This is a genomic window from Xanthomonas sp. LMG 12461, assembly GCF_009192935.1.
GTDB lineage: Bacteria > Pseudomonadota > Gammaproteobacteria > Xanthomonadales > Xanthomonadaceae > Xanthomonas_A > Xanthomonas_A sontii.
The window spans coordinates 1-19,743 of record NZ_NQYT01000034.1; the positions used below are offsets into that span (position 1 = coordinate 1).

Annotated in this window: 18 protein-coding genes; 13 read left to right on the plus strand and 5 right to left on the minus strand. The window is 66.4% G+C overall.

The features are described 5' to 3' along the window. The 3 genes from CEK68_RS09185 to CEK68_RS09195 all read right to left on the minus strand — a co-directional run. Positions 1-1,012 (minus strand): DUF2272 domain-containing protein (locus CEK68_RS09185; protein WP_152239206.1); only part of this gene is annotated, 1,012 nt, incomplete at its 3' end. Positions 1,013-1,308: 296 nt separating this feature from the next. After that, a complete protein-coding gene (gene nadC, locus CEK68_RS09190) occupies positions 1,309-2,187 on the minus strand; it encodes a carboxylating nicotinate-nucleotide diphosphorylase (RefSeq protein WP_152239207.1) in 879 nt (292 codons plus the stop codon). Further along, positions 2,184-2,453 (minus strand): Trm112 family protein, encoded by a 270-nt coding sequence (locus CEK68_RS09195; RefSeq protein WP_010342118.1) that lies wholly within the window; start codon positions 2,451-2,453, stop codon positions 2,184-2,186. Before CEK68_RS09195 ends, nadC begins: the two co-directional genes overlap by 4 nt. A gap of 58 nt (positions 2,454-2,511) precedes the next feature. Here CEK68_RS09195 and purE point away from each other — a divergent pair, with 58 nt between their 5' ends. Both purE and CEK68_RS09205 read left to right on the plus strand, forming a co-directional pair. Then, a complete protein-coding gene (gene purE / locus CEK68_RS09200) occupies positions 2,512-3,015 on the plus strand; it encodes a 5-(carboxyamino)imidazole ribonucleotide mutase (RefSeq protein WP_017909417.1) in 504 nt (167 codons plus the stop codon). Beyond that, positions 3,012-4,160 carry a 5-(carboxyamino)imidazole ribonucleotide synthase gene (locus CEK68_RS09205; protein WP_152239208.1) on the plus strand — a complete coding sequence of 383 codons (1,149 nt, stop codon included), beginning with the start codon at positions 3,012-3,014 and terminating at the stop codon, positions 4,158-4,160. Before purE ends, CEK68_RS09205 begins: the two co-directional genes overlap by 4 nt. A gap of 75 nt (positions 4,161-4,235) precedes the next feature. Here CEK68_RS09205 and CEK68_RS09210 read toward each other — a convergent pair whose 3' ends face one another. Continuing rightward, complete coding sequence (locus CEK68_RS09210) at positions 4,236-4,814, minus strand: Fe-Mn family superoxide dismutase (protein WP_148829294.1); 579 nt, start codon at positions 4,812-4,814, stop codon at positions 4,236-4,238. Positions 4,815-4,939: 125 nt separating this feature from the next. Here CEK68_RS09210 and grxD point away from each other — a divergent pair, with 125 nt between their 5' ends. The 5 genes from grxD to ppnN all read left to right on the plus strand — a co-directional run bounded on the left by grxD (position 4,940) and on the right by ppnN (position 11,781). Continuing rightward, the gene (gene grxD, locus CEK68_RS09215) at positions 4,940-5,260 is read left to right on the plus strand and encodes a Grx4 family monothiol glutaredoxin (protein ID WP_010342114.1); all 321 of its coding nucleotides are present in this window, start codon (positions 4,940-4,942) and stop codon (positions 5,258-5,260) included. Next, positions 5,257-5,997, plus strand: a complete 741-nt coding sequence (locus CEK68_RS09220) for an SDR family NAD(P)-dependent oxidoreductase (RefSeq protein WP_152235957.1) — start codon at positions 5,257-5,259, stop codon at positions 5,995-5,997. Before grxD ends, CEK68_RS09220 begins: the two co-directional genes overlap by 4 nt. Continuing rightward, the gene (locus tag CEK68_RS09225) at positions 5,994-6,593 is read left to right on the plus strand and encodes a MarC family protein (RefSeq protein ID WP_017907241.1); all 600 of its coding nucleotides are present in this window, start codon (positions 5,994-5,996) and stop codon (positions 6,591-6,593) included. The genes CEK68_RS09220 and CEK68_RS09225 overlap by 4 nt, the downstream gene beginning before the upstream one ends. Positions 6,594-6,998: 405 nt before the next feature. Continuing rightward, entirely contained in the window at positions 6,999-10,286 is a 3,288-nt protein-coding gene (locus CEK68_RS09230; RefSeq protein WP_017911247.1) for a TonB-dependent receptor, read from the plus strand. A gap of 106 nt (positions 10,287-10,392) precedes the next feature. Continuing rightward, positions 10,393-11,781, plus strand: coding sequence for a nucleotide 5'-monophosphate nucleosidase PpnN (gene ppnN, locus CEK68_RS09235; RefSeq protein WP_152182731.1), 1,389 nt, complete (start codon positions 10,393-10,395; stop codon positions 11,779-11,781). On the opposite strand, the gene CEK68_RS09240 is transcribed toward ppnN, so the two are convergent. After that, positions 11,774-12,880 carry a histidine kinase gene (locus CEK68_RS09240; protein WP_193314145.1) on the minus strand — a complete coding sequence of 369 codons (1,107 nt, stop codon included), beginning with the start codon at positions 12,878-12,880 and terminating at the stop codon, positions 11,774-11,776. The genes ppnN and CEK68_RS09240 overlap by 8 nt on opposite strands. A 1-nt stretch (position 12,881) precedes the next feature. Between CEK68_RS09240 and CEK68_RS09245 the strand changes: the two genes are divergently transcribed. Genes CEK68_RS09245 through CEK68_RS09270 form a run of 6 tightly spaced genes read left to right on the plus strand, consistent with a single transcriptional unit; the run spans position 12,882 to position 19,646 of the window. Then, entirely contained in the window at positions 12,882-13,514 is a 633-nt protein-coding gene (locus CEK68_RS09245) for a GspH/FimT family pseudopilin (RefSeq protein ID WP_152182733.1), read from the plus strand. Between the two features lie 11 nt (positions 13,515-13,525). Next, positions 13,526-14,020: a type IV pilus modification protein PilV gene (pilV, locus tag CEK68_RS09250; protein ID WP_320745552.1), complete on the plus strand. Its 495-nt coding sequence runs from the start codon at positions 13,526-13,528 to the stop codon at positions 14,018-14,020. Then, the gene (locus CEK68_RS09255; protein ID WP_152239210.1) at positions 14,017-14,973 is read left to right on the plus strand and encodes a PilW family protein; all 957 of its coding nucleotides are present in this window, start codon (positions 14,017-14,019) and stop codon (positions 14,971-14,973) included. Before pilV ends, CEK68_RS09255 begins: the two co-directional genes overlap by 4 nt. After that, entirely contained in the window at positions 14,970-15,530 is a 561-nt protein-coding gene (locus CEK68_RS09260) for a PilX N-terminal domain-containing pilus assembly protein (protein WP_152182735.1), read from the plus strand. The genes CEK68_RS09255 and CEK68_RS09260 overlap by 4 nt, the downstream gene beginning before the upstream one ends. After that, positions 15,527-19,204: a PilC/PilY family type IV pilus protein gene (locus CEK68_RS09265; RefSeq protein WP_226977823.1), complete on the plus strand. Its 3,678-nt coding sequence runs from the start codon at positions 15,527-15,529 to the stop codon at positions 19,202-19,204. Before CEK68_RS09260 ends, CEK68_RS09265 begins: the two co-directional genes overlap by 4 nt. Next, positions 19,197-19,646: a type IV pilin protein gene (locus tag CEK68_RS09270; protein ID WP_304951737.1), complete on the plus strand. Its 450-nt coding sequence runs from the start codon at positions 19,197-19,199 to the stop codon at positions 19,644-19,646. Before CEK68_RS09265 ends, CEK68_RS09270 begins: the two co-directional genes overlap by 8 nt. Positions 19,647-19,743 lie beyond the last annotated feature (97 nt).

Sequence of the window (19,743 nt, forward strand, 5' to 3'; positions counted from 1 at the left end):
GCGGTGCCGGCGGGGCGGCGGGCGTGCCGGGGACCGCACTGGCCGCGGGCGCGACGGGCGTCGTCATCGGCGCGGCGGCGGGATCGATCGGGGCGGGCGACAGCAGCACCTGCGCCTGCGGTTGCAGCTTCAGCAGGGCGGACCAGTCCTGGCGATTGAAGTCGCACAGTTCCTCGTGGCCGGGCGTGCATTCGAGCGCGGCGCCTTCGTCGTTCTGGTCCTGCGCCAGCGGCGCATCCAGTTGCAGGCGCCCGCTGCGGTCCAGCTTGAGCTTGCGCATGGTCACCGCGTTGAACACGTTGCCGCCGATCAGGTACAGGGTCTGGTCGCCGCCGACATTGGCCGCGACCACGATGTCGCAATGCGATTCCCACGGCAGCGGGCGGCCGCGCGCCAGCGCCTCGCGCAGGCCGGCGGTGCCGACCGGCTGCCGGCGTCCGCGCAGGAAGCACAGCAGATCGCCGGGGGCAGGCTTTTCCTGCTGCGGGTCGGCAAAGCGATAGGGCAGGCCGTCGGCGCCGGCCTGGTAGGCGGCGCGGATGTAGTCGATATGCCGGATCGAGGTGTGGAAGCCGGCCACGCCGGCGCGCACCATCACGTACGACACGAAGGCTGCCGACCACGGGTTGTCGACGATGAAGGCGCGGCAGTCGTTCTCGCGGTAGCGCGACCCGTCCAGCTGCTGGCAACTCTCGGCACCGTCGAAGCGGCCCATTGCGCCCAGCGTGCCGCTGTCGCGCCAGTAGGTGGCTACGCGCTGCCAGGCTTCGATGCCGTCGTCGGCAAGGTCGGCGCGCTCGGCCTCGGTGACGCGCAGGCCAGCCAGGCGGCCGTCGCGATCGATGAACGGGCGCCACCACAGCCGGTGCTCGTTGCAGGCGGTGCGCACGATCGCCACCGCCGCCGGGGTCAGGCCGAAGCGCGGCGGCAGATCGCAGACTTCCGCGGCCGCGGCGCGGCCGGCGGGAAACAGGGCGGCGACACACAGCAGCGCGAACCAGGGGCGGAACATCGGCGAACTCGGTGGGGACGGGGAAGCGCGCAGCGTCGCAGAGCGGCGTCGGCGAGGCCGTGAAGTGTAGGGCGTGCGGCGCGATCCGGGCAGATCGCCCCGTGCTGGCTGGCGCGTTTGCCGGCGGATCAGGCACTTCGCGATTTGCCCTTGGGGTGGTGGGACTCACCCAGCGGGGTGGAAACGATCAACGTCGCGACTGGGCCATGCGTGCGGACATGCACGCATGGGATGTATCCGCATTCGCCGCGGGTGTGGAAAGGGCGCGCGGTCGCCTCGTCGCGCGATCTGGCCGCCTACTGCGGCGGCGTTCCGAGTTTCAGCGACAGATCCACGGCCTGCACATGCTTGGTGAGTGCGCCGATGGAGATGCAGTCGACGCCGTCCTGCGCGATCGCGCGCACCGCCTCCAGGTCGACGCCGCCGGAGACTTCCAGCGGAATCGCGCGATTGAACGGTGCGGCCGCGGCGATCGCCACCGCGTCGCGGCGCTGTTCCGCAGTGAAGTCGTCGATCAGGATGCGATCGCAGCCGGCTTCCAGCGCTTCGCGCAGTTGCTCCAGAGTTTCCACCTCGACCACCAGCGGCAGCACCGGCCATTGCGCGCGCGCGGCGGCCACCGCCGCAGGCAGCGAACCGGCGGCGTGGATGTGGTTCTCCTTGAGCATCACCGTGTCGTACAGGCCGATGCGGTGGTTGCTGCCGCCGCCGCAGCGCACCGCGTACTTCTGCGCCAGGCGCAGGCCGGGCAGGGTCTTGCGCGTGTCCAGGATGCGCGCGCCGGTGCCGGCGACCGCGGCCACGTAGGCGGCGGTGGCGGTGGCGGTGGCCGACAGGGTCTGCAGGAAGTTCAGCGAGGCGCGCTCGGCGCTGACCAGGGCGCGACTGCGCCCGTGCAGCAACGCCAGCACCGTGCCGGCGGCCACGCGCTGGCCTTCGCTCACATGCCAGTCGATGCGGACCTGCGGATCCAGCGCCTGGTGGCAGGCGTCGAACCAGGGGCGGCCGGCGATCACCGCGTCTTGCTTGCACAGCAGGTAGGCGCTGTCGGCGCGGTCGGGCAGCAGCGCGGCGGTGACGTCGCCGCTGCCGAGATCCTCGGCCAGCGCACGCGCGACATCGGCGGCGATCAGCTCCGCGGCGGGCGCCTGCGGCGGCGCCATGTCGCGGCTCATTTGGCCGGGAAATCGGCGAGCTGGGCGGTGCCGATGGCCTCTTCGGCCAGCAGCACCGGAATGCCGTCGTCGACGCGGAACACCTGCTTGCGGTCGCGGGTGATCAGGGCTTCGCGCAGCGGTTGCGCCTGCGCACTGCCGTCGGCGCGCTGCACGCCGCCGGCGGCGATGGCGCGGTTCAGCGCCTCCAGGCCGCGCGCCTCCAGCAGCGCCAGCGGTTGGCGGGTGTCGGGCGAGCACAGCAGGTCGAGCAGTTTGCGGTCCATCCGGTCTTCGTCTTGCGTGGAAGACGGCTAGAATACGTCTTTAAGGCAGGGGACGGCCATGACCTCCAAGCAAACCGCGCCGCTCGTCGGCATCGTGATGGGTTCCCGCTCCGACTGGGAGACCATGCAGCATGCGGCGCAGAAACTCGATGCGCTGGGTGTGCCCTATGAAGTGAAGGTGGTGTCGGCGCACCGCACGCCGGATGTGTTGTTCTCCTATGCCGAGCAGGCGGCTGGGCGCGGCCTGCGCGCGATCGTGGCCGGCGCCGGCGGCGCCGCGCACCTGCCGGGCATGCTCGCGGCCAAGACCGCGGTTCCGGTGCTGGGCGTGCCGGTGCAGTCCAAGGCGCTCAACGGCATGGACTCGCTGCTGTCGATCGTGCAGATGCCGGCGGGCATCCCGGTGGCCACCTTCGCGATCGGCAATGCCGGCGCGGCCAACGCCGCGCTGTTTGCCGCGGCGATGCTGGCCCACGACCACGCTGAGATCGGTGCCGCGCTGGGCGAGTTCCGTCAGCGCCAGACCGACGACGTGATGGCCAAGGACGATCCGCGCCAATGACCACCGTCGGCATTCTGGGGGCGGGGCAGCTGGCACGGATGATGGCGGTGGCCGGCGTGCCGCTGGGCCTGCGCTTCGCGCTGCTGGATCCGGCAGCCGATGCCTGCGCCGGACAGGTCGCGCCGCTGCGGGTCGGCGACTATGCCGACCGAGCCGCGCTGGCCGCGTTCGCGGACGCGGTCGACGTGGCGACCTTCGATTTCGAGAACGTGCCCGCGGATAGCGCCGCCGCCCTGGCCGGGCAGGTGCCGGTGTTCCCGAGCCCGGATGCGCTGGCCGTGGCGCAGGATCGCCTGGCCGAGAAGACCTTGTTCCGCGAGCTCGGCATCCCGGTGCCGGCGTTCGCCGCGATCAACACCCGCGCCGATCTGGACGCGGCGCTGGCGCAGGTCGGCACGCCGTGCATCCTCAAGACCCGCCGGCTCGGCTACGACGGCAAGGGCCAGTTCCGCATCGCCTCCGCCGCCGACGCCGATGCGGCCTGGGCGGCGCTGGGCGCGCAGGCGGCCAGCGTCGGCCTGATCGCCGAGGCGTTCGTGCCGTTCCAGCGCGAGGTCAGCGTGGTGGCGGTGCGCGGCCGCGACGGCGAGTTCCGCACCTGGCCGCTGACCGAGAACTGGCATGTGCACGGCGTGCTGTCGGCCAGCCTGGCGCCGGCGCAGGCCGATGCCACGCTGGAGCAGGCGGCGGTGGCGCATGCGCGTGCCCTGGCCGAACGCCTGCAGTACGTCGGTGTGTTCGCGCTGGAACTGTTCTGCCGCGACGGCGAATTGCTGGCCAACGAGATGGCCCCGCGCGTGCACAACTCCGGCCACTGGACCATCGAAGGCGCGGAGACCTCGCAGTTCGAGAACCACCTGCGCGCGGTGCTGGGGCTGCCGCTGGGCTCCACGCGCATGCGTGGCCATGCCTGCATGCTCAACTGGATCGGCGCGATGCCCGACGCCGCACCGGTCCTGGCGCAGCCCGGCGGGCATTGGCACGACTATGGCAAGCAGCCGCGCGAAGGCCGCAAGGTCGGCCACGCCACCCTGCGCGAGGACACGCCGGAGGCGCTGGCGCTGGCCCTGCAGACCGTGGGCGCGCAACTGCAGCGCGAGGCCCAGGTCGCCCCGGTGATCGCCGCCCTGCGCGGCGAGCGCTGAGTCTGCAGCACGCGGCCCAGGCGACGCCTGGGCCAGGCAACTGCGAATCCCAAATCCCGAATCTCCAATCCCGGCTCAACGCAGATTGGACGCTGCGAACTCCCAATTGACCAGTTTCCAGAACGCCTGCAGATAGCGCGCGCGGTCGCCGGGATGGTCGATGTAGTAAGCGTGTTCCCAGACGTCGCAGCCGAGCAACGGCGTGTCGTCGCCGGTCAGCGGGGTGCCGGCGTTGGCGGTGCTGACCACGGCCAGGTTGCCGTCGGGACGCTGCACCAGCCACACCCAGCCCGAACCGAACAGCGCCAGGGCCATGCGCTCGAACTCGGCCTTGAACCGCGCCACGTCGCCGAAACTCCTGGTCAGGCGCTCGCCGAGCGCGCCGCCCGGTTCGCCGCCGCCGCGCGGGCGCAGGCCGCGCCAGTAGAACTCGTGATTCCAGACCTCGGCCGCTTCCTGGAACAGCCGGCCCTGCGCGCGCCGCAGCAGGTCCGGCAGCGCCAGCTCGGCCAGGTCGCTGCCGACGAGCCGCGCATTGAGCCGTTCCACCAACGCGCGCTGGTGCTGGCCGTGGTGCTGTTCCACCGCGGCGGCGGACAGGTGCGGGGCCAGCGCCGCGGCGGCGTAGGGCAGGGGAGCGAGTTCGATGGGCATGGATCCTCTGGCGGTTTCGGGCGCGCGTCGCGGTACTGCCGCGCGCAGGGCTTACACTATGCGGCTACGCGAGAGTCTAGCCGACCGCCAAGGTCGTTCTTTCGCCCCAGCAGGAGAGAACCCGCATGCAGGTGATGGAGCGCATCCAGGCCGACGTCGAACGCCATCCCATCGTGTTGTTCATGAAGGGCACGCCGCAGTACCCGATGTGCGGCTTTTCCAGCCGCGCGTTGCAGGCGTTGCTGGCCGCCGGCGCCGACCGCCTGCACACCGTCAACGTGCTCGACGAGCCGGAGATCCGTGCCAATCTGCCGCGCTACTCGAACTGGCCGACGTTCCCGCAGCTGTTCATCCATGGCGAGCTGATCGGTGGCTGCGACATCACCATGGAGCTGTTCGAGTCCGGCGAGTTGCAGCGCATCGTGACCGAGGCCTACCAGTCGTGAGTGCGCCTGCGTCGCCGCAGGCCGGCGCGCTGGCGCAGCGGGTGGTCCTGGTCAGCGGCGCCGCCGGCGGGCTCGGCAGCGCTGCGGCGCTGGCCTGCGCCCAGGCGGGGGCCACCGTGGTCCTGCTCGGGCACAAGCCGGCACGCTTGAACCGCGTCTACGACGCGATCGCCGCGGTCGGCGCCGCGCCGCTGCTGTACCCGCTGGACCTGCTCGGCGCCACTCCGCCGGACTACGCGACCCTGGCCGAGCGCCTGCAGGGCGAGCTCGGCCGCCTGGACGGGCTGCTGCACTGCGCCGCCGACTTCTCCGGGCTGACCCCGTTCGAGCATGCCGATCCGGCCCAGTTCGCGCGCGCGATCCACGTCAACCTGACCGCCGCGGCCTGGCTGACCCAGGCCTGCCTGCCGTTGCTGCGACAGGCCGAGGATGCCGCGATCGTGTTCGCGGTGGACGATCCGGCGCGGGTCGGCCAGGCCTACTGGGGCGGCTACGGCGCGGCCCAGCACGGCCGCCGCGGCCTGCTGGCGAGCCTGCACGGCGAGCTGGCCGCCTCGCGCGTGCGCGTGTCCGGCCTGCAGCCGGGGCCGATGCGCACCGCCTTGCGCGCCCGCGCCTACACCCATCAAGAAGACCGCGACGCGGTCGATCCGGCGCGCTACGCCGACGCCTGCGTCGACCTGCTGTCGCCCGCTGGCGCCACGCACCGCGGCGCAATCTGGAATCCCCTGGCATGACCATCCTGTCGGCAGCGCTGCTGCTGTTCCTGATCCTCGACCCGCTGGGCAACATCCCGGTGTTCCTCAGCGTGCTCAAGCCGCTGCCGGCGCGGCGCCAGCGCGTCGTGCTGGCGCGCGAACTGCTGATCGCGCTGGGCGTGCTGATGGGCTTCCTGTGGGGCGGCAAGTACGCCCTGGAAGTGATGCACCTGCGCCAGGAGTCGGTGGCGATCGCCGGTGGCATCGTGCTGTTCCTGATCGGCATCCGCATGATCTTCCCGCGCCCGGAAGGGCTGATGGGCGAAATTCCCGATGGCGAGCCGTTCATCGTGCCGCTGGCCATCCCGCTGGTCGCCGGCCCCTCCGGCATGGCCGCGGTGATGCTGATGGGCAGCAACGAGCCGACCCGGCTGGGCGAGTGGAGCCTGGCGCTGATCCTGGCCTGGCTGGCGACCTCGGCCCTGCTGTTCTCCGGCACGCTGCTGTACAAGCTGCTCGGCATGCGCGTGCTGACCGCGGTCGAGCGGCTGATGGGCATGCTGCTGGTGGCGATCTCGGTGCAGATGTTCCTGGACGGGCTCAGCGCCTATCTGAAGCTGCCGGTCGCCGGCTGAGGTTGCATCGCGGCCGAGTCGGGGGCGCCGTGGGGACGGCGCTGGCCCCGGGCGGGCCTCGCTTCGAGCACGCCAGGCTGCTTGCTGCGGCCCCTTCAGGCGGCACGGGGAGGGGTGACGTGGCCGGCGGCGGTCCCGTACGGCCTTCCGTGCCTGTCCCGGCGTTGTCGCCGAAGCCCGCCAGGACTGGGATCGACGTCTTCTGATGTCCGCTTGTGCCGCGCTGTCACGGTTTGGCAACAAATTGGCCCTATGGTGTTAAACTCATGTTAACCCTTGCGGGGAATCGGCAAGGGTGACCAGCCCCCTCATTCCGCGGCCGTGCGTCCGTATCCCGCACGGCCTGCCATGCGCATTTCGTCAAACTCCATCGAGGCTATTGCAATGATTCAACCCCGTCTGCGGATGTCCAAGCTCACTCTGGGCCTCGTTGCGGCGCTGGCCGCGGCGCCGGCGTTCGCCCAGAGCACCTCCGCCGGTGTCGGCGGCCTGGTCACCCACAATGGCCAGCCTGTCGCGGGCGCCGAAGTGACCATTACCCATGTCGAATCGGGCACGGTTAGTCGCGCCACCACCGATGCGAGCGGCCGCTATAACGCACGCGGCCTGCGTGTCGGCGGTCCGTACAACGTCACCATCACCAAGCCGGGCGAGGGCACCCAGACCCAGGAAGGTATCTATCTGGGCCTGGACCAGGTCGCCAGCGTCGACGCGCAGCTGACCGGCGACGTCGCCACCCTGGAGTCGATGCAGGTCACCGCCACTCGCGGCGCCGAGGCATTCACCCCCGATAACAAGGGCGTGGCGACCAACCTGTCGCGCGGCGATCTTGATCGTACGCCGATGCCGGATCGCTCGATCCAGAACGTGGTGCGTTCCGATCCCCGCGTCGTGGTCACCGACCGCGACCGCGGCGCGTTCTCGGCGATGGGCCAGAACAACCGCTACAACAGCATCACCGTCGACACAATCAGCGCCGGCGACCCGTTTGGTCTGAACGACAACGGCCTGCCGACCAAGGGTACGCCGATCTCGCAGGACGCGATCGAGAGCTACAACATCTCCACTGCCAACTTCGACGTCGCCACGCGCCGCGGCGTGGGCGCCTGGGTCAATGCCGTCACCAAGAGCGGCACCAACGATTTCCACGGCTCGGCCTACTACGTCTACCAGAACGCCAACGACATGATCGGCAAGGGTAAGACCGACGCCAAGTGGACCGGCTATTCAAAGGACACCACCAAGGGCGCGACCCTGGGCGGGCCAATCCTCAAGGACAAGCTGTTCTTCTTCGCCTCCTACGAGGAGAGCGAGAAGGCCAGCCCGGGCGCGATCTGGGGTGCCTCCGATTCCAGCGCCACCAACAAGGTCAATGGCCTGACCACCGCGCAGTTGCAGCAGATCACCACGACCGCGCAAAACCTCGGCCTCAACCCGGGCGGCGACGGTTCGGCCAGCACCGACATCGAGAGCAAGCGCTACTTGGCCAAGCTCGACTGGAACATCAGCGACTACCACCGCGCCAGCCTGCGTTTTAGCCGCACCGAGGAGGATGAGCCGATCATCACCGCCAGCAGCGCTACCCAGCTGAAGTTGTCCAGCAACTGGTACGTGCTGAACAAGGTCAACACCAGCTACGCACTGAGCTTCTACGACGACTGGAGCGAGAAGTTCTCGACCGAAGCATCGGTGGGCTACAGCAAGTTCACCCAGGACCGCGTGCCGCTGATCGGCGGCTACCAGCCCGAGATCACTGTGCGCACCAGCGGCGCCGATACCGGCACCAGCGTGCTGCTCGGCACCGACTATTCCAGCCAGGCCAACGTGCTCAGCGTCAAGAGCTGGAACGCGTACTTCGCCGGTAGCTGGTTCCTCGGCGACCACGTGGTCAAGGCCGGCGTGGACTATCAGCAGGACGAGGTCTACAACCTGTTCCTGCAGCGCTACAACGGCACCTACGAATTCAACTCGATCAACGACTTCGCCAGCGGCACCTATCGCCGCTATCGCCTGTCGCAGCCGGCCGCTGGCTACTCGCTGGATAACGTCGCTGCCATCTTCAAGATGAAGCAGTACGGCCTGTTCCTGCAGGACACCTGGCAGGCGACGGATCGTCTGTCGATCCAGTACGGCCTGCGCTACGACATGCCGAAGGTCGATCCGCTGCCGACCTACAACCCGTGTTTCGCCGCGGACCCGGGCGTCACCGGCAACTTCGGCGCGTGCGGCCTGCGCGCGACGCCGGCCAACCCCAACGCGGCGGTGGGCGGTTTCGGTTTCGCCAACACTGGTACCATCGACGGCAATAACGTCCTGCAGCCGCGTTTCTCGTTCAACTACGACCTGGGCACCGAGCGTCCGACCCAGCTGCGTGGTGGCGCGGGCCTGTTCATTTCCAACACCCCGGCGGTGTGGGTGGCCAACCCGTACTCCAACAACGGTGTGGCGGTTACCACGTACGACGTCAACCGGCGCAAAACGGCGACCGATCCGGCGTTCAGCGCCGATCCGCTGGGCCAAAATGTCCCGGGCGGCACGGTGACCCCGCCGGGCCTGGGCAACTCCAGCATGACCGTCAACGTGGTCGACCCTAACTTCAAGTTGCCTGCGGTCTACAAGTACACCTTGGGCCTGGATCACCAGCTGCCGTGGCAGGACCTGGTGTTCACCGCCGAGTACCAGCACTTGGATGTGGACAAGGGCATCCTGTACCAGGATCTGAACATGGGTAAGCCGACCGGCACGCTGCCGGACGGCCGTTACACATATGCGCGCTTCCCGAACCAGGCGCCGGGTAGCAGCAATACCGCAAACTGGAACAAGAATGCTTCGTTCAGCAACGTTATCCTGCTGACCAACACGGACAAGGGTAAGTCGGACAACTTCACCGTGTCGCTGAAGAAGCCCTTCAACGGCACCTGGAGCGCGATGCTGGCCTACACCTACAGCCGCGCCACTGAAGTGAACCCGGGTACCTCCAGTGTCGCCTACAGCAGCTACCAGAACCGTGCCTGGTACAACCCGTCGGACGACGCCGAAGGCATTTCCAACTACTCCATCCCCAACCGCATCATCGCGCAGCTGAGCTGGGAGCATAAGTTCTTCGGCGACTATGCGACCCGCGTGTCGGCGTTCTACGACGGTCACAGCGGCGCGCCGTACAGCTGGGTGTTCGGCAACGACGCGCAGGGCCTGGGCATCTCCGGGCGTTCGCTGGCCTATGTTCCGTCCGGTCCGAACGATGTGGTCTGGGCCAACGCGACCTCGCAGCAGCTGTCCTCCTCGTTCTGGGACTACGTCGGCAAGCATCCGGAGCTGGCGCGCTACAAGGGCCAGGTCGCCGAGCGCAATTCCTCGCGCGCGCCGTGGGTCAACCAGCTGGACATGTCCTTCAGCCAGGAGATCCCTGGCTTCGCCAAGGGCCACAAGGGCGAGATCCGTCTCGATATGTTCAATGTGCTGAACATGATCGATAAGGACTGGGGCGTGGAGCGTCGCGCCGACTTCCCGCTGGTGCGCAACCTGGCCAACGTGGCCGGCGTGACTGCGGACGGCAAGTACATCTATGACATCTCCAGTACCAGCCTTTACAACCGCAACGGCACCTATGCGCCGACCGATTTGGCCATCAACGAAACGCAGAACCCGTCGCAGCGCTGGTCGCTGCTGCTGACCCTGCGCTACACGTTCTAAGCCGGCGTGCAGCGCGACAGGAAACGGCCGGGGCGACCCGGCCGTTTTCTTTTTGTGGGGGCTGACGTTAAAGTCGCCGGCTGACGACACCGACAAGACATTCGATATGACGACCAGCAATACGGCGGCGCGCGCGCTGCCGGTAGTGGATGCGCGGATCTACCCGCGCGGCGGCCTGGACATCCTCTCGCGCGTGGAAGTGGCGCGCCTGCGCGATGCCTCCAGCGGCGGCCTGCACGAACTGCTGCGGCGCTGCGCGCTGGCGGTGCTGACCAGCGGCAGCGCCTCGGACGATCCGCGCGCGGCGCGCGATCTGTATCCCGACTTCGACATCCAGGTGGTGCAGCGCGACCGTGGCGTGCGCATCGACCTGCTCAACGCGCCGGCGATGGCCTTCGTCGACGGCGAGATCATCAATGGCGTGGCCGAGCTGCTGTTCGCCGTGGTCCGCGACCTGGCCTACATGGCCATCGAGCTGGGCCCCGAATCCAGCACCGACCTGCAGTCCAGCGAAGGCATCACCAATGCGGTGTTCGGCCAGTTGCGCAATGCGCGCATCCTGCAGCCGACCGATCCCAAGCTGGTGGTGTGCTGGGGCGGCCATTCGATCTCGCGCGACGAGTACCTGTACACCAAGCAGGTCGGGTACGAGTTGGGCCTGCGCGGGCTGGACATCTGCACCGGTTGCGGCCCGGGCGCGATGAAGGGGCCGATGAAGGGCGCCACCATCGCCCATGCCAAGCAGCGCAAGCACGACAACCGCTACATCGGCGTGACCGAGCCGGGCATCATCGCCGCCGAGTCGCCGAACCCGATCGTCAACCACCTGGTGATCATGCCGGACATCGAGAAGCGCCTGGAGGCCTTCGTCCGCATCGGCCACGGCATCATCGTGTTCCCCGGCGGTGTCGGCACCGCCGAGGAGATCCTGTATCTGCTCGGCATCCTGCTGCGCGAGGAGAACCGCGACCTGCCGTTCCCGCTGATCCTCACCGGCCCGACCATCGCCGCGCCGTATTTCGAGCAGATCGACCGCTTCCTGCGCCTGACCCTGGGCGAAGTGGCCACCTCGCGCTACGAGATCGTGGTCGGCGATCCGGTGGCGGTGGCGCGCAAGATGGCTGCCGGCATCCAGCACGTGCGCACGCACCGCAAGGAGCAGAAGGACGCGTTCTACTTCAACTGGTCGGTCGACATCCCGCTGGAGTATCAGCGTCCGTTCGAGCCGACCCACGAGGCGATGGCCGCGCTGGATCTGCACCATGGCCGTCCGCCGCATGCGCTGGCCGCGGACCTGCGCCGCGCCTTCTCCGGCATCGTCGCCGGAAACGTCAAGGAAGACGGCATGCGCCGCATCGAGCAGCATGGCCCGTTCGAGATCCACGGCGATGCGGACATGATGCAGGCCCTGGACGAACTGCTCCGCGCCTTCGTCGAACAGCGCCGCATGAAGATCTCCGGCGAGTATCGGCCTTGCTACCGGGTCGTCACTTGATGCGAAGCGGGCGCCAACGGCGTGTGCTCGGAGCGACTTTGGCCTGGAGCGGGATGTCGATGGTCACCGTATAGCGTTCGTCGCAATCATCGATGTGCAGGTGCGAGCAGGGGTGCACGTCCGAGATCCTCCTGCGGATCGAGGACTGCCCGATGCCATGACCGCGGCTGTCCGGCCGTACTTGGCGCGGCAGCGTATCGTTGCTGACCGCGATCCGCACTCCGTCGGCGTACCGGGCGATCTCAATGACCACCTTGCTGGCTGCGGTGCGTGGTTCCACACCATGCCGGATAGCGTTCTCCACCAACGCTTGCAGGCAGAGCGTCGGCAGGCGCAGCGATGGCAGCGCAGGCTCGATGCGCCACTCCATGTCGAGCCTTGGGCCCAGCCGCAACTGCTCGATCGCCAAGTAGCGGCGTGCGAGCTCGATTTCTTCCTCAAGTGGCATTTCGTGTTGGCCCTGGAGGCTCGCTCGGAACAGATCGGCCAGGTCGAGCAGCAGTCGCTCAGTTGCATCGGGCTGCCTGTGCACGAGCGCCGCGCCCACGTTGAGGGTGTTGAACAGGAAATGCGGGTGCGTACGCGCCTGTAGTGCCTCCAGCTCGGCGCGCAGGGCGCGCACCGACAGCGCCTGGACACGCAGATGGTTGCGGATTGCCACCAGGCCTAGCAGCCCGGCGATGAAGGCGATGCCCATCGTATTCAGGATCCCTGGCAAGGCGCCGGCCAGGGAGGGGTAGGGGGCCACGCTGCCGAACAGCAGCATGAAGCAGATCTGCGCCAGCCCTGTCGAGGCGACCATCGTCAGCAGCGCGACGCCGAGCTGCACGCCGACGGGCCATCTTTGCAGCCATCGCCGCCCCAGATGCATGGCAAGCAGTGTGAATAGCGCGACCCATTGGATCAGTAGCGAGGCGATGCCGAATACAATCAGCCGCTCGCCCGCGTTTCCAGGTGCCAGCGCAAGGATGCACGCGAGGGCCTCGCCGGTGATCCATATTCCGATGATCACGGCCGGCTGTTGCAGTCCCTCCAATAAGGACGGCGCATAGGGTTCTGACTGTGGCATCGTGTGATAGAAGCAGGTCGAGTCCTTCATCATGCCACTCGTGCGGCGCATCATGCCGCTTGTCGCCAAGTGTTTGCCGGCCTTCGGTCGCACGATCTACGGTGGCGAGGGTAATGGAGGGGAAGGGGTAATGGGCGAGGCAGGCTTGCTTCCGGACGGTTGCGCACACCGTCGCGGGGGATTCACCTTGGTGGAGCTGATGGTCACGCTGGCGGTGCTGGCGGTGCTGTCTGCGATCGCCATCCCTTCGTTCACCTCCCTGATCAACAGCAACCGGCTGTCGGCGGCTTCTGACGACATCCTTTATGCGCTGCAGTTCGCCCGCAGCGAGGCGATCAAGCGCAACGCGCCGGTGAGCGTCTGCGGCAGCAGCGATGGCGCTACCTGCGGCAGCGCGTCCACCTGGCAAGGCTGGCTGGTCGTGACCGGCAGCGCCGATAGCGTATTGCAGTCCTACAAGGCGCGCTCGCCGCTGGGTGTCACCGGGCCAGTCACGCGCATCACCTATGGCGCCAACGGGACCCTGAAGACCAGCAGCGCCGTGTCGGTCATCGCTTGCATCGCGACAAACCGCCCTGCGGAGAATCAGCGTGCGGTAGCGCCGACCTCCGCCACCCGGGTCGCGGTGAGCAGTGTCAATGGTAGCGGAGCATGCCCGTCATGACTGTTCGCGCGATGGCAAACCGCCGGCGGCAGGCAGGCGTGAGCCTGCTCGAGGTGCTGATCTCCGTCCTGATCCTGGGAGTGACCCTGCTCGGTATAGCCGCGATGCAGGCACGCGCGTTGAACAACGGCCAGAGTTCGTTCGAGAACAGCCAGATGGTCATCCATACCTACTCGATCCTTGAGGCCATGCGTGCCAACCGCAGCGCGGCCACGAGCGGCGCCTACAACCTGGCGATGACCTGTAGCCTGCCCGCGGTCGGTGGCACGCTGGCGTCCGCGGACATACGCGCGTGGCTCGAAAGCATGAAGACCGGGCTCAGCGGCGCCGCCAACGTGTCCACCGATACCACGACATGCGGTTCGATCGCCTGTAACAGCTCGACCTGCACGGTAACCGTGCAGTGGGACGATAGCCGGGGGCGCGCGGTGAATACGTCCACTGCCGGGTCGGCCACAGGCACCGGCAGCAGCACCCGCCAGCTGGTGACGGTGGCCCGGCTATGACTAGTGCCGTCCCGCGCCGCCCTGCTGCCATGCACGGCCTGTCGCTGATCGAGTTGATGATTGCGATGGTGCTGGGCCTGATGCTGGTGGGAGCAGCGATCAGCATCTTCCTGTCCAACCAGCGGGTGTTCCGTACGGTCGAGGGCATGGGCTGGGCCCAGGATGGCATGCAGACCACTTTCGAACTGATGGCACGCGATCTGCGCGAAGCCGGCGGCAACCCGTGCGACGGAACCCTGCCAGTGGCCAATGTCATCAACAACGCCAGCAGCAATTGGTGGACGAATTGGAACTTTCCCGTCGTCGGCTACGAAAACGGCGCATTGAGCGGAAGCGCGAGCGGGACCGACGCCATCCAGGTGCTCACGCTCGATCCCCATCTTGCCAACGTCACCACTGCACAGAGCTCGACCAACATCACCGTGGACGATGCGAGTGGCCTGAGCGCTGGCAACACGGTCATGATCTGCGACAACACCCAGCTGGCGTTGTTCGTGGCTGGCAGCGTGACCGGCAACGTGATAAGCCATGCCAGCAGCGCGAACTGCAGCAACAACAGTCTGAGCGTGCTGCCGGCGGTCTGTTCCAACAGTGCGGTGGCTTACTCCTATGGCGTCAATTCGGTGGTGAGTCGGCTGCGCGGCATCCGCTGGTACGTGGCGAGCAACGCCGCCGGTGGGCGCTCGCTGTATCGCAAGATCGACAATGGTGCGGCTGAGGAGATGGTCGAGGGGGTACAGGACATGCAGATCACCTACCTGACCGCGGGGAGCACTGCCTACCAGACCGCATCCTTGATCGGCGCCGCCTCTCCCCCAGACGCCGCGTGGGGCAACGTCATTGCCGCGAAGCTGGTGCTGACCGTGCGTGGCGGCAACAAGACCGGTTTCGGTGGTCAGCAACTCGACCGCACCGTCCAGTATGTGGTCAACCTGAGGAATCGCACGCTATGAGGGCGATCGCGCGATCGCACGCCATCGGCCGCCGCCCGCGCGGTATCTCGCTGATCGTGGTGCTGATCCTGATGTTGGTGATGATCGTGGTGGGTCTGGCGGTGATTCGTGGTGTCACGCTGCGCGAGAAAATGAGCTCGAACATGCTCGACCGCAGCCTGGCATTCCAGTCCGCGGAAGCGGCGCTACGGGCGGGCGAGGAAGCGATCAAGACAGCGGTGGCCTCCGGCGGAAGCATCGGGGTCGATTGCAGCGGCGGCGCGTCCTGTCCAATCCCTCCGGCGGGCACCTACACCGACACGGGAACCGGCTGGGTCAATGCAAGTCCTATCCAGTCGATCGGTGCGACGACGCCGCAATACTACGTACAGTACCTGGGCCAACGCACGAGTCGTCAGCAGTTGTCGCTGGGCTACAGCGCCAACTCCAACCAATACGGATCCGGCAGCAGCGCCGTGCTGCAGTCGGTGTATCGGGTGATCGCGCGTAGCCAGGATCCCACGCTGGCCGATGGCCGGTCGGTGGTGGTGCTGCAGTCGAACGTGACTGTCCAATGAGCAAGTCATTTCCCGCGATGGAATCCCGCGATATGAAACCAGGCGATAGCATGCGTCTTGGCGTGGCCAGATCCGAAATAGTGCAGCGCCGGCGGACGCGTTGGCTGGCGTTCGCGACCGGAGTCTTCGCGGCGGTGTGTTCGGGGAACGGCGCTTCGATCGATCTGGGTACGCGCCCGATCTCGCTGCCGACAGACATTCCTGGCGCGCTTACGTTGGTGCCTTCGGTCGAATATCCGACCATCATCAGTCAGGCCAATCTGGGGAGCTACACCAACGCTTCGGAGTATGCGGGCTACTTCGATCCGGTCAAGTGCTACGGCTACAGCTACGACCTCGTCAACGGAATGGCTTACTTCGTGCCGACATCCAAGAACAGTGCGGGCGGACATACCTGCAGTGGTTCGTGGAGCGGCAACTACCTGAACTGGGCGGCCACTCAGACCATCGACCCGTTCCGCTCCGCCCTGACCGGTGGCTATCGCATCATCGACCAGGTCGGGCTGACCGTGCTGCAGAAGGCCCGCCACGACCGCGACAGTGACTTCGCCGACCGCACGATCTCCAGCGCGGTCTCCTCGCTGACGCCGTTGCCGTCGGGCTGGTCCAGCGTCAGGACCCGGGTCAGTGGCCTGGGCCGCGAAATGTGGTTCACCGGCTCGGGCGACCTTCGCACAAACGCCAATAACGTGATCGACTACAACCCGACGTCGCTCATCAAGCCCGATCCGACCAAGGTGTACCGGGTCTTCGTGCGGGTGAAGGTCTGCGATCCGAACATCGGCCTGGAGTCCAACTGCACCAAGTACTCCAGCACCAACTACAAGCCGGAAGGGCTGATCCAGGAGTATTCCAACAAGATCCGCTACAGCATCTTTGGCTACCTCAACGATTCGGACATGAAGCGTGATGGCGGCGTTTTGCGCGCACGCATGAAGTTCGTCGGTCCCAATACCTATTACCCTGAGATCGACAGCTACAGCAACCCGCGCATGGAGTGGGATCCTGCCACCGGGGTGCTCTACAAGGACCCGGACAGCAAGGCAGACCCCAAAATCGGCGTGGGCGATGTCCATAGCGGCGCACAGATCGACACCAGCGACAGCAACGGCAGCCGCAACAGCGGCGTCATCAACTACCTCAACAAGTTCGAGGAATTGACCACCAGCCCGGCCAAGTCGTTCGATCCGGTCAGCGAGCTCTACTACGCCGCGATCCGCTACTTCAAGAACCTGGGTAACGTCGCTTCCTATTCCACGTTGAGTTCGAACTTGGGCACGGCGAAGGTCCAGGCGGACTATTTCCCGGTGATCACCAATTGGGACGATCCGATCCGTTACAACTGTCAGGTTAATGCCATCCTGGGCATTGGCGACGTGAACACGCACCGGGACAAGAATCTGCCGGGAAATACCGCTTATCTCTTGGAGGAGCCTCCCACGCCTCCCGAGGTCGCCGCCGACACCAGCGTGAACGTCATCACCAGCACGCAGAAGGTGCTGGCCATGGAGGGGCTGAGCACGACGATTTCAAATAGCTGGACTGGCCGAAACAACTCGGCCTTCATCGCCGGTCTGGCCTACGATTCGCACACGGTGGACATGCGTCCGGACGTCCAAGGCAAGACCAACACCACCGGAAGCCAGACCGTGAGCACCTACTGGGTAGATGTGCGCGAGGCGCAATACCTGTACGGCCCTTCCAAGAACATGTACTGGCTCGCTTCCAAGTACGGCGGCTTCGCCGTGCCCTCGGGGTTTTCCCCGTATGCTGCGACCACCACCGGATTAGAGCCGGGCTGGTGGCACACGAATAGCGACACGTTGTCCCCCGACAGTGGCGGCACCTATCCGCGACCGGATAATTTCTACGTGGCCAGCGACGCCAAAAACATGGTCGCCAGCCTGAGGAACGCGTTCTCGCAGATCCTCAAGGACGCCACCGGGTCGGCCGCGGCGCTGGGATCGAATGCGACCGCCCTGGATACCGGTTCGGTGTTCTACCAGGCTCAATACACCGTAGGCAATGCCAATCAGTGGAAAGGCGAGCTGACCGCGTACAAGGTCGATGAAGCCGCCGGTACGCAGACCGCGATCTGGAGCGCCAACGCCAAGCTGCCCGCATATGCGAGCCGCAAAGTGCTGTATGCCAGCAATGGCAGCCTGGTGAGTTTCACAGGAACTGTGGGTAGCCTGAGCAGCGACCAGGTCGACTACATCCGCGGCAGGCGCGACCGGGAAGCGAGTGCGGGCGGCAGCTTTCGCAATCGCCTCGCCGTGCTTGGCGACATCGTCAATTCGCAGCCGCTCTACGTCGGTTCGCCCAACCCGTCGCTCTACAGCGGCAAGAGTTTCTCTGGTGCCGGCGTGTACCCGCAGTTCGCGGCCAGCAACGCCGGGCGGACCCCGGTGGTGTACGTTGGCGGAAACGATGGCATGCTGCATGCCTTCAACGCCAATACTGGCGTGGAACTCTTTGCGTTCGTGCCGACCGAGGCGATCTCCAAGCTCTCTTCCTCCGGCTTTACGTCTCCGACCTACACCCATGCCTATACGGTCGATGGGTTGCTCACGGCGGCTGACGTCTACGTCGGTGGCGCGTGGAAGAGCGTCCTGGTCGGTACGATGGGGCGAGGGGGCAAGAGCGTGTTCGCGCTTGACGTGACCAACCCGGCGTCGCCGAGCTTGCTGTGGGAAGTGAACGACGGCGCCCTGGGCAACTTGCTGGGACAGCCCGTCATCGCCCAGGTCGCCGACGGCTCCTGGAGCGTGCTGCTCGGCAACGGCCCGAACAGTACCTCGCAGAACGCGCAACTGGTGCGGATCGACATCGCCACCGGTACAGTGGCCTCGGTGGACACCAGGGTAGGTGGCGACAACGGTCTGAGCGGTGTCAATGCCTGGTCCTCCGATGGCAGTGGCATCGTCGACAAGGTGTACGCGGGTGATCTGAAGGGCAACCTGTGGCGATTCAGCAAGACCGTTAGCGGTTGGAGCGCCGGCCAGCTCTTCGTGGCAGGCAACAGCAAGCCGATCACTGCCACGCCGCTGGTGGCACGCAACCCTACGACGCTCGACACCTGGGTGTTCGTCGGAACCGGGCGTTACCTCACCAGCGCGGACCTGGCCAATACCGACCAGCAGACTTGGTATGGTCTGATCGACAAGGGCAACACGATCAGCGCGTCCAATCTCAAGCAGATCCGGATCCTGTCCGATACCACCCTCAACGGCTACAATGTGCGTACGATCGAGTCGTCCACCGGTGCCGGCACCAGCGGTTGGTACATGGATTTCTACGAGACAGGCGAGCGCATGGTGGTGGCGAACTACTTCCAGGGGCTTTATCTGGTAGGCAGCACGCGCATCCCGGATTCGAGCGATGTATGCAGCCCGAGCGGCAAGGGATACACGATGGTGATCGATCCCTTCACCGGCGGACGCCTGTCGTCGTCGTTCTTCGACGTGAACGGCGATGGCGTATTCGACAGCAATGATGCCTTGAACGGCGTTCCGGTCTCCGGTATCGGCACCGGCAAGGGATCGAGCGGGTCGACCTTCATCGGTAGCAAGATGATCACCAATCTGGACAACGCCTCGACGGCGTCGATCTCGACCAACGCGTCATCCGGTAAGGTGACGCGGGTGCAATGGAGAGAGCTGATCAATGACTGAATCCTATGATCGCCGTCGGATGGTGGCACCTCCTGGCGTGGCCGGGCGCGGCAATGGCTTCACTTTGGTCGAGCTGATGATCGTGGTGGCGGTGATCGCGATCCTTGCTGCTATCGCGTATCCGAGCTATGTGGCGCATATCGTGAAGGCGCGCCGTGCGACTGCCGCTTCCTGTTTGATGGAACGCGGGCAGGACATGGAGCGCTACTACACCACGAATCTGAGCTACGCATCGGCACCCGACCCGACCCAGTGCGAGGGCGTGACCGATTTCTACACGCTGTCCTTCAATGGTTCGGTCAGCGCCAAGGCCTACAGCCTTCGGGCCGTGCCCAAGGGCGCCCAGCTGGCGCGCGATACCCAATGCGGCACACTCTATCTGAACCAGAAGGGCGAGCGCACCGTGAGCGTGTCGGGTACCGATCCGATGTCCTGCTGGTGAGTGGCGGGTCGCTGCCCGCTGCGGTCTCGGCCAGGGGGCAAGCAGGATGTGGCAGGGCGTGTTGGGGGTGTTGATCTTTGTGCAGTTGCATAGCTAC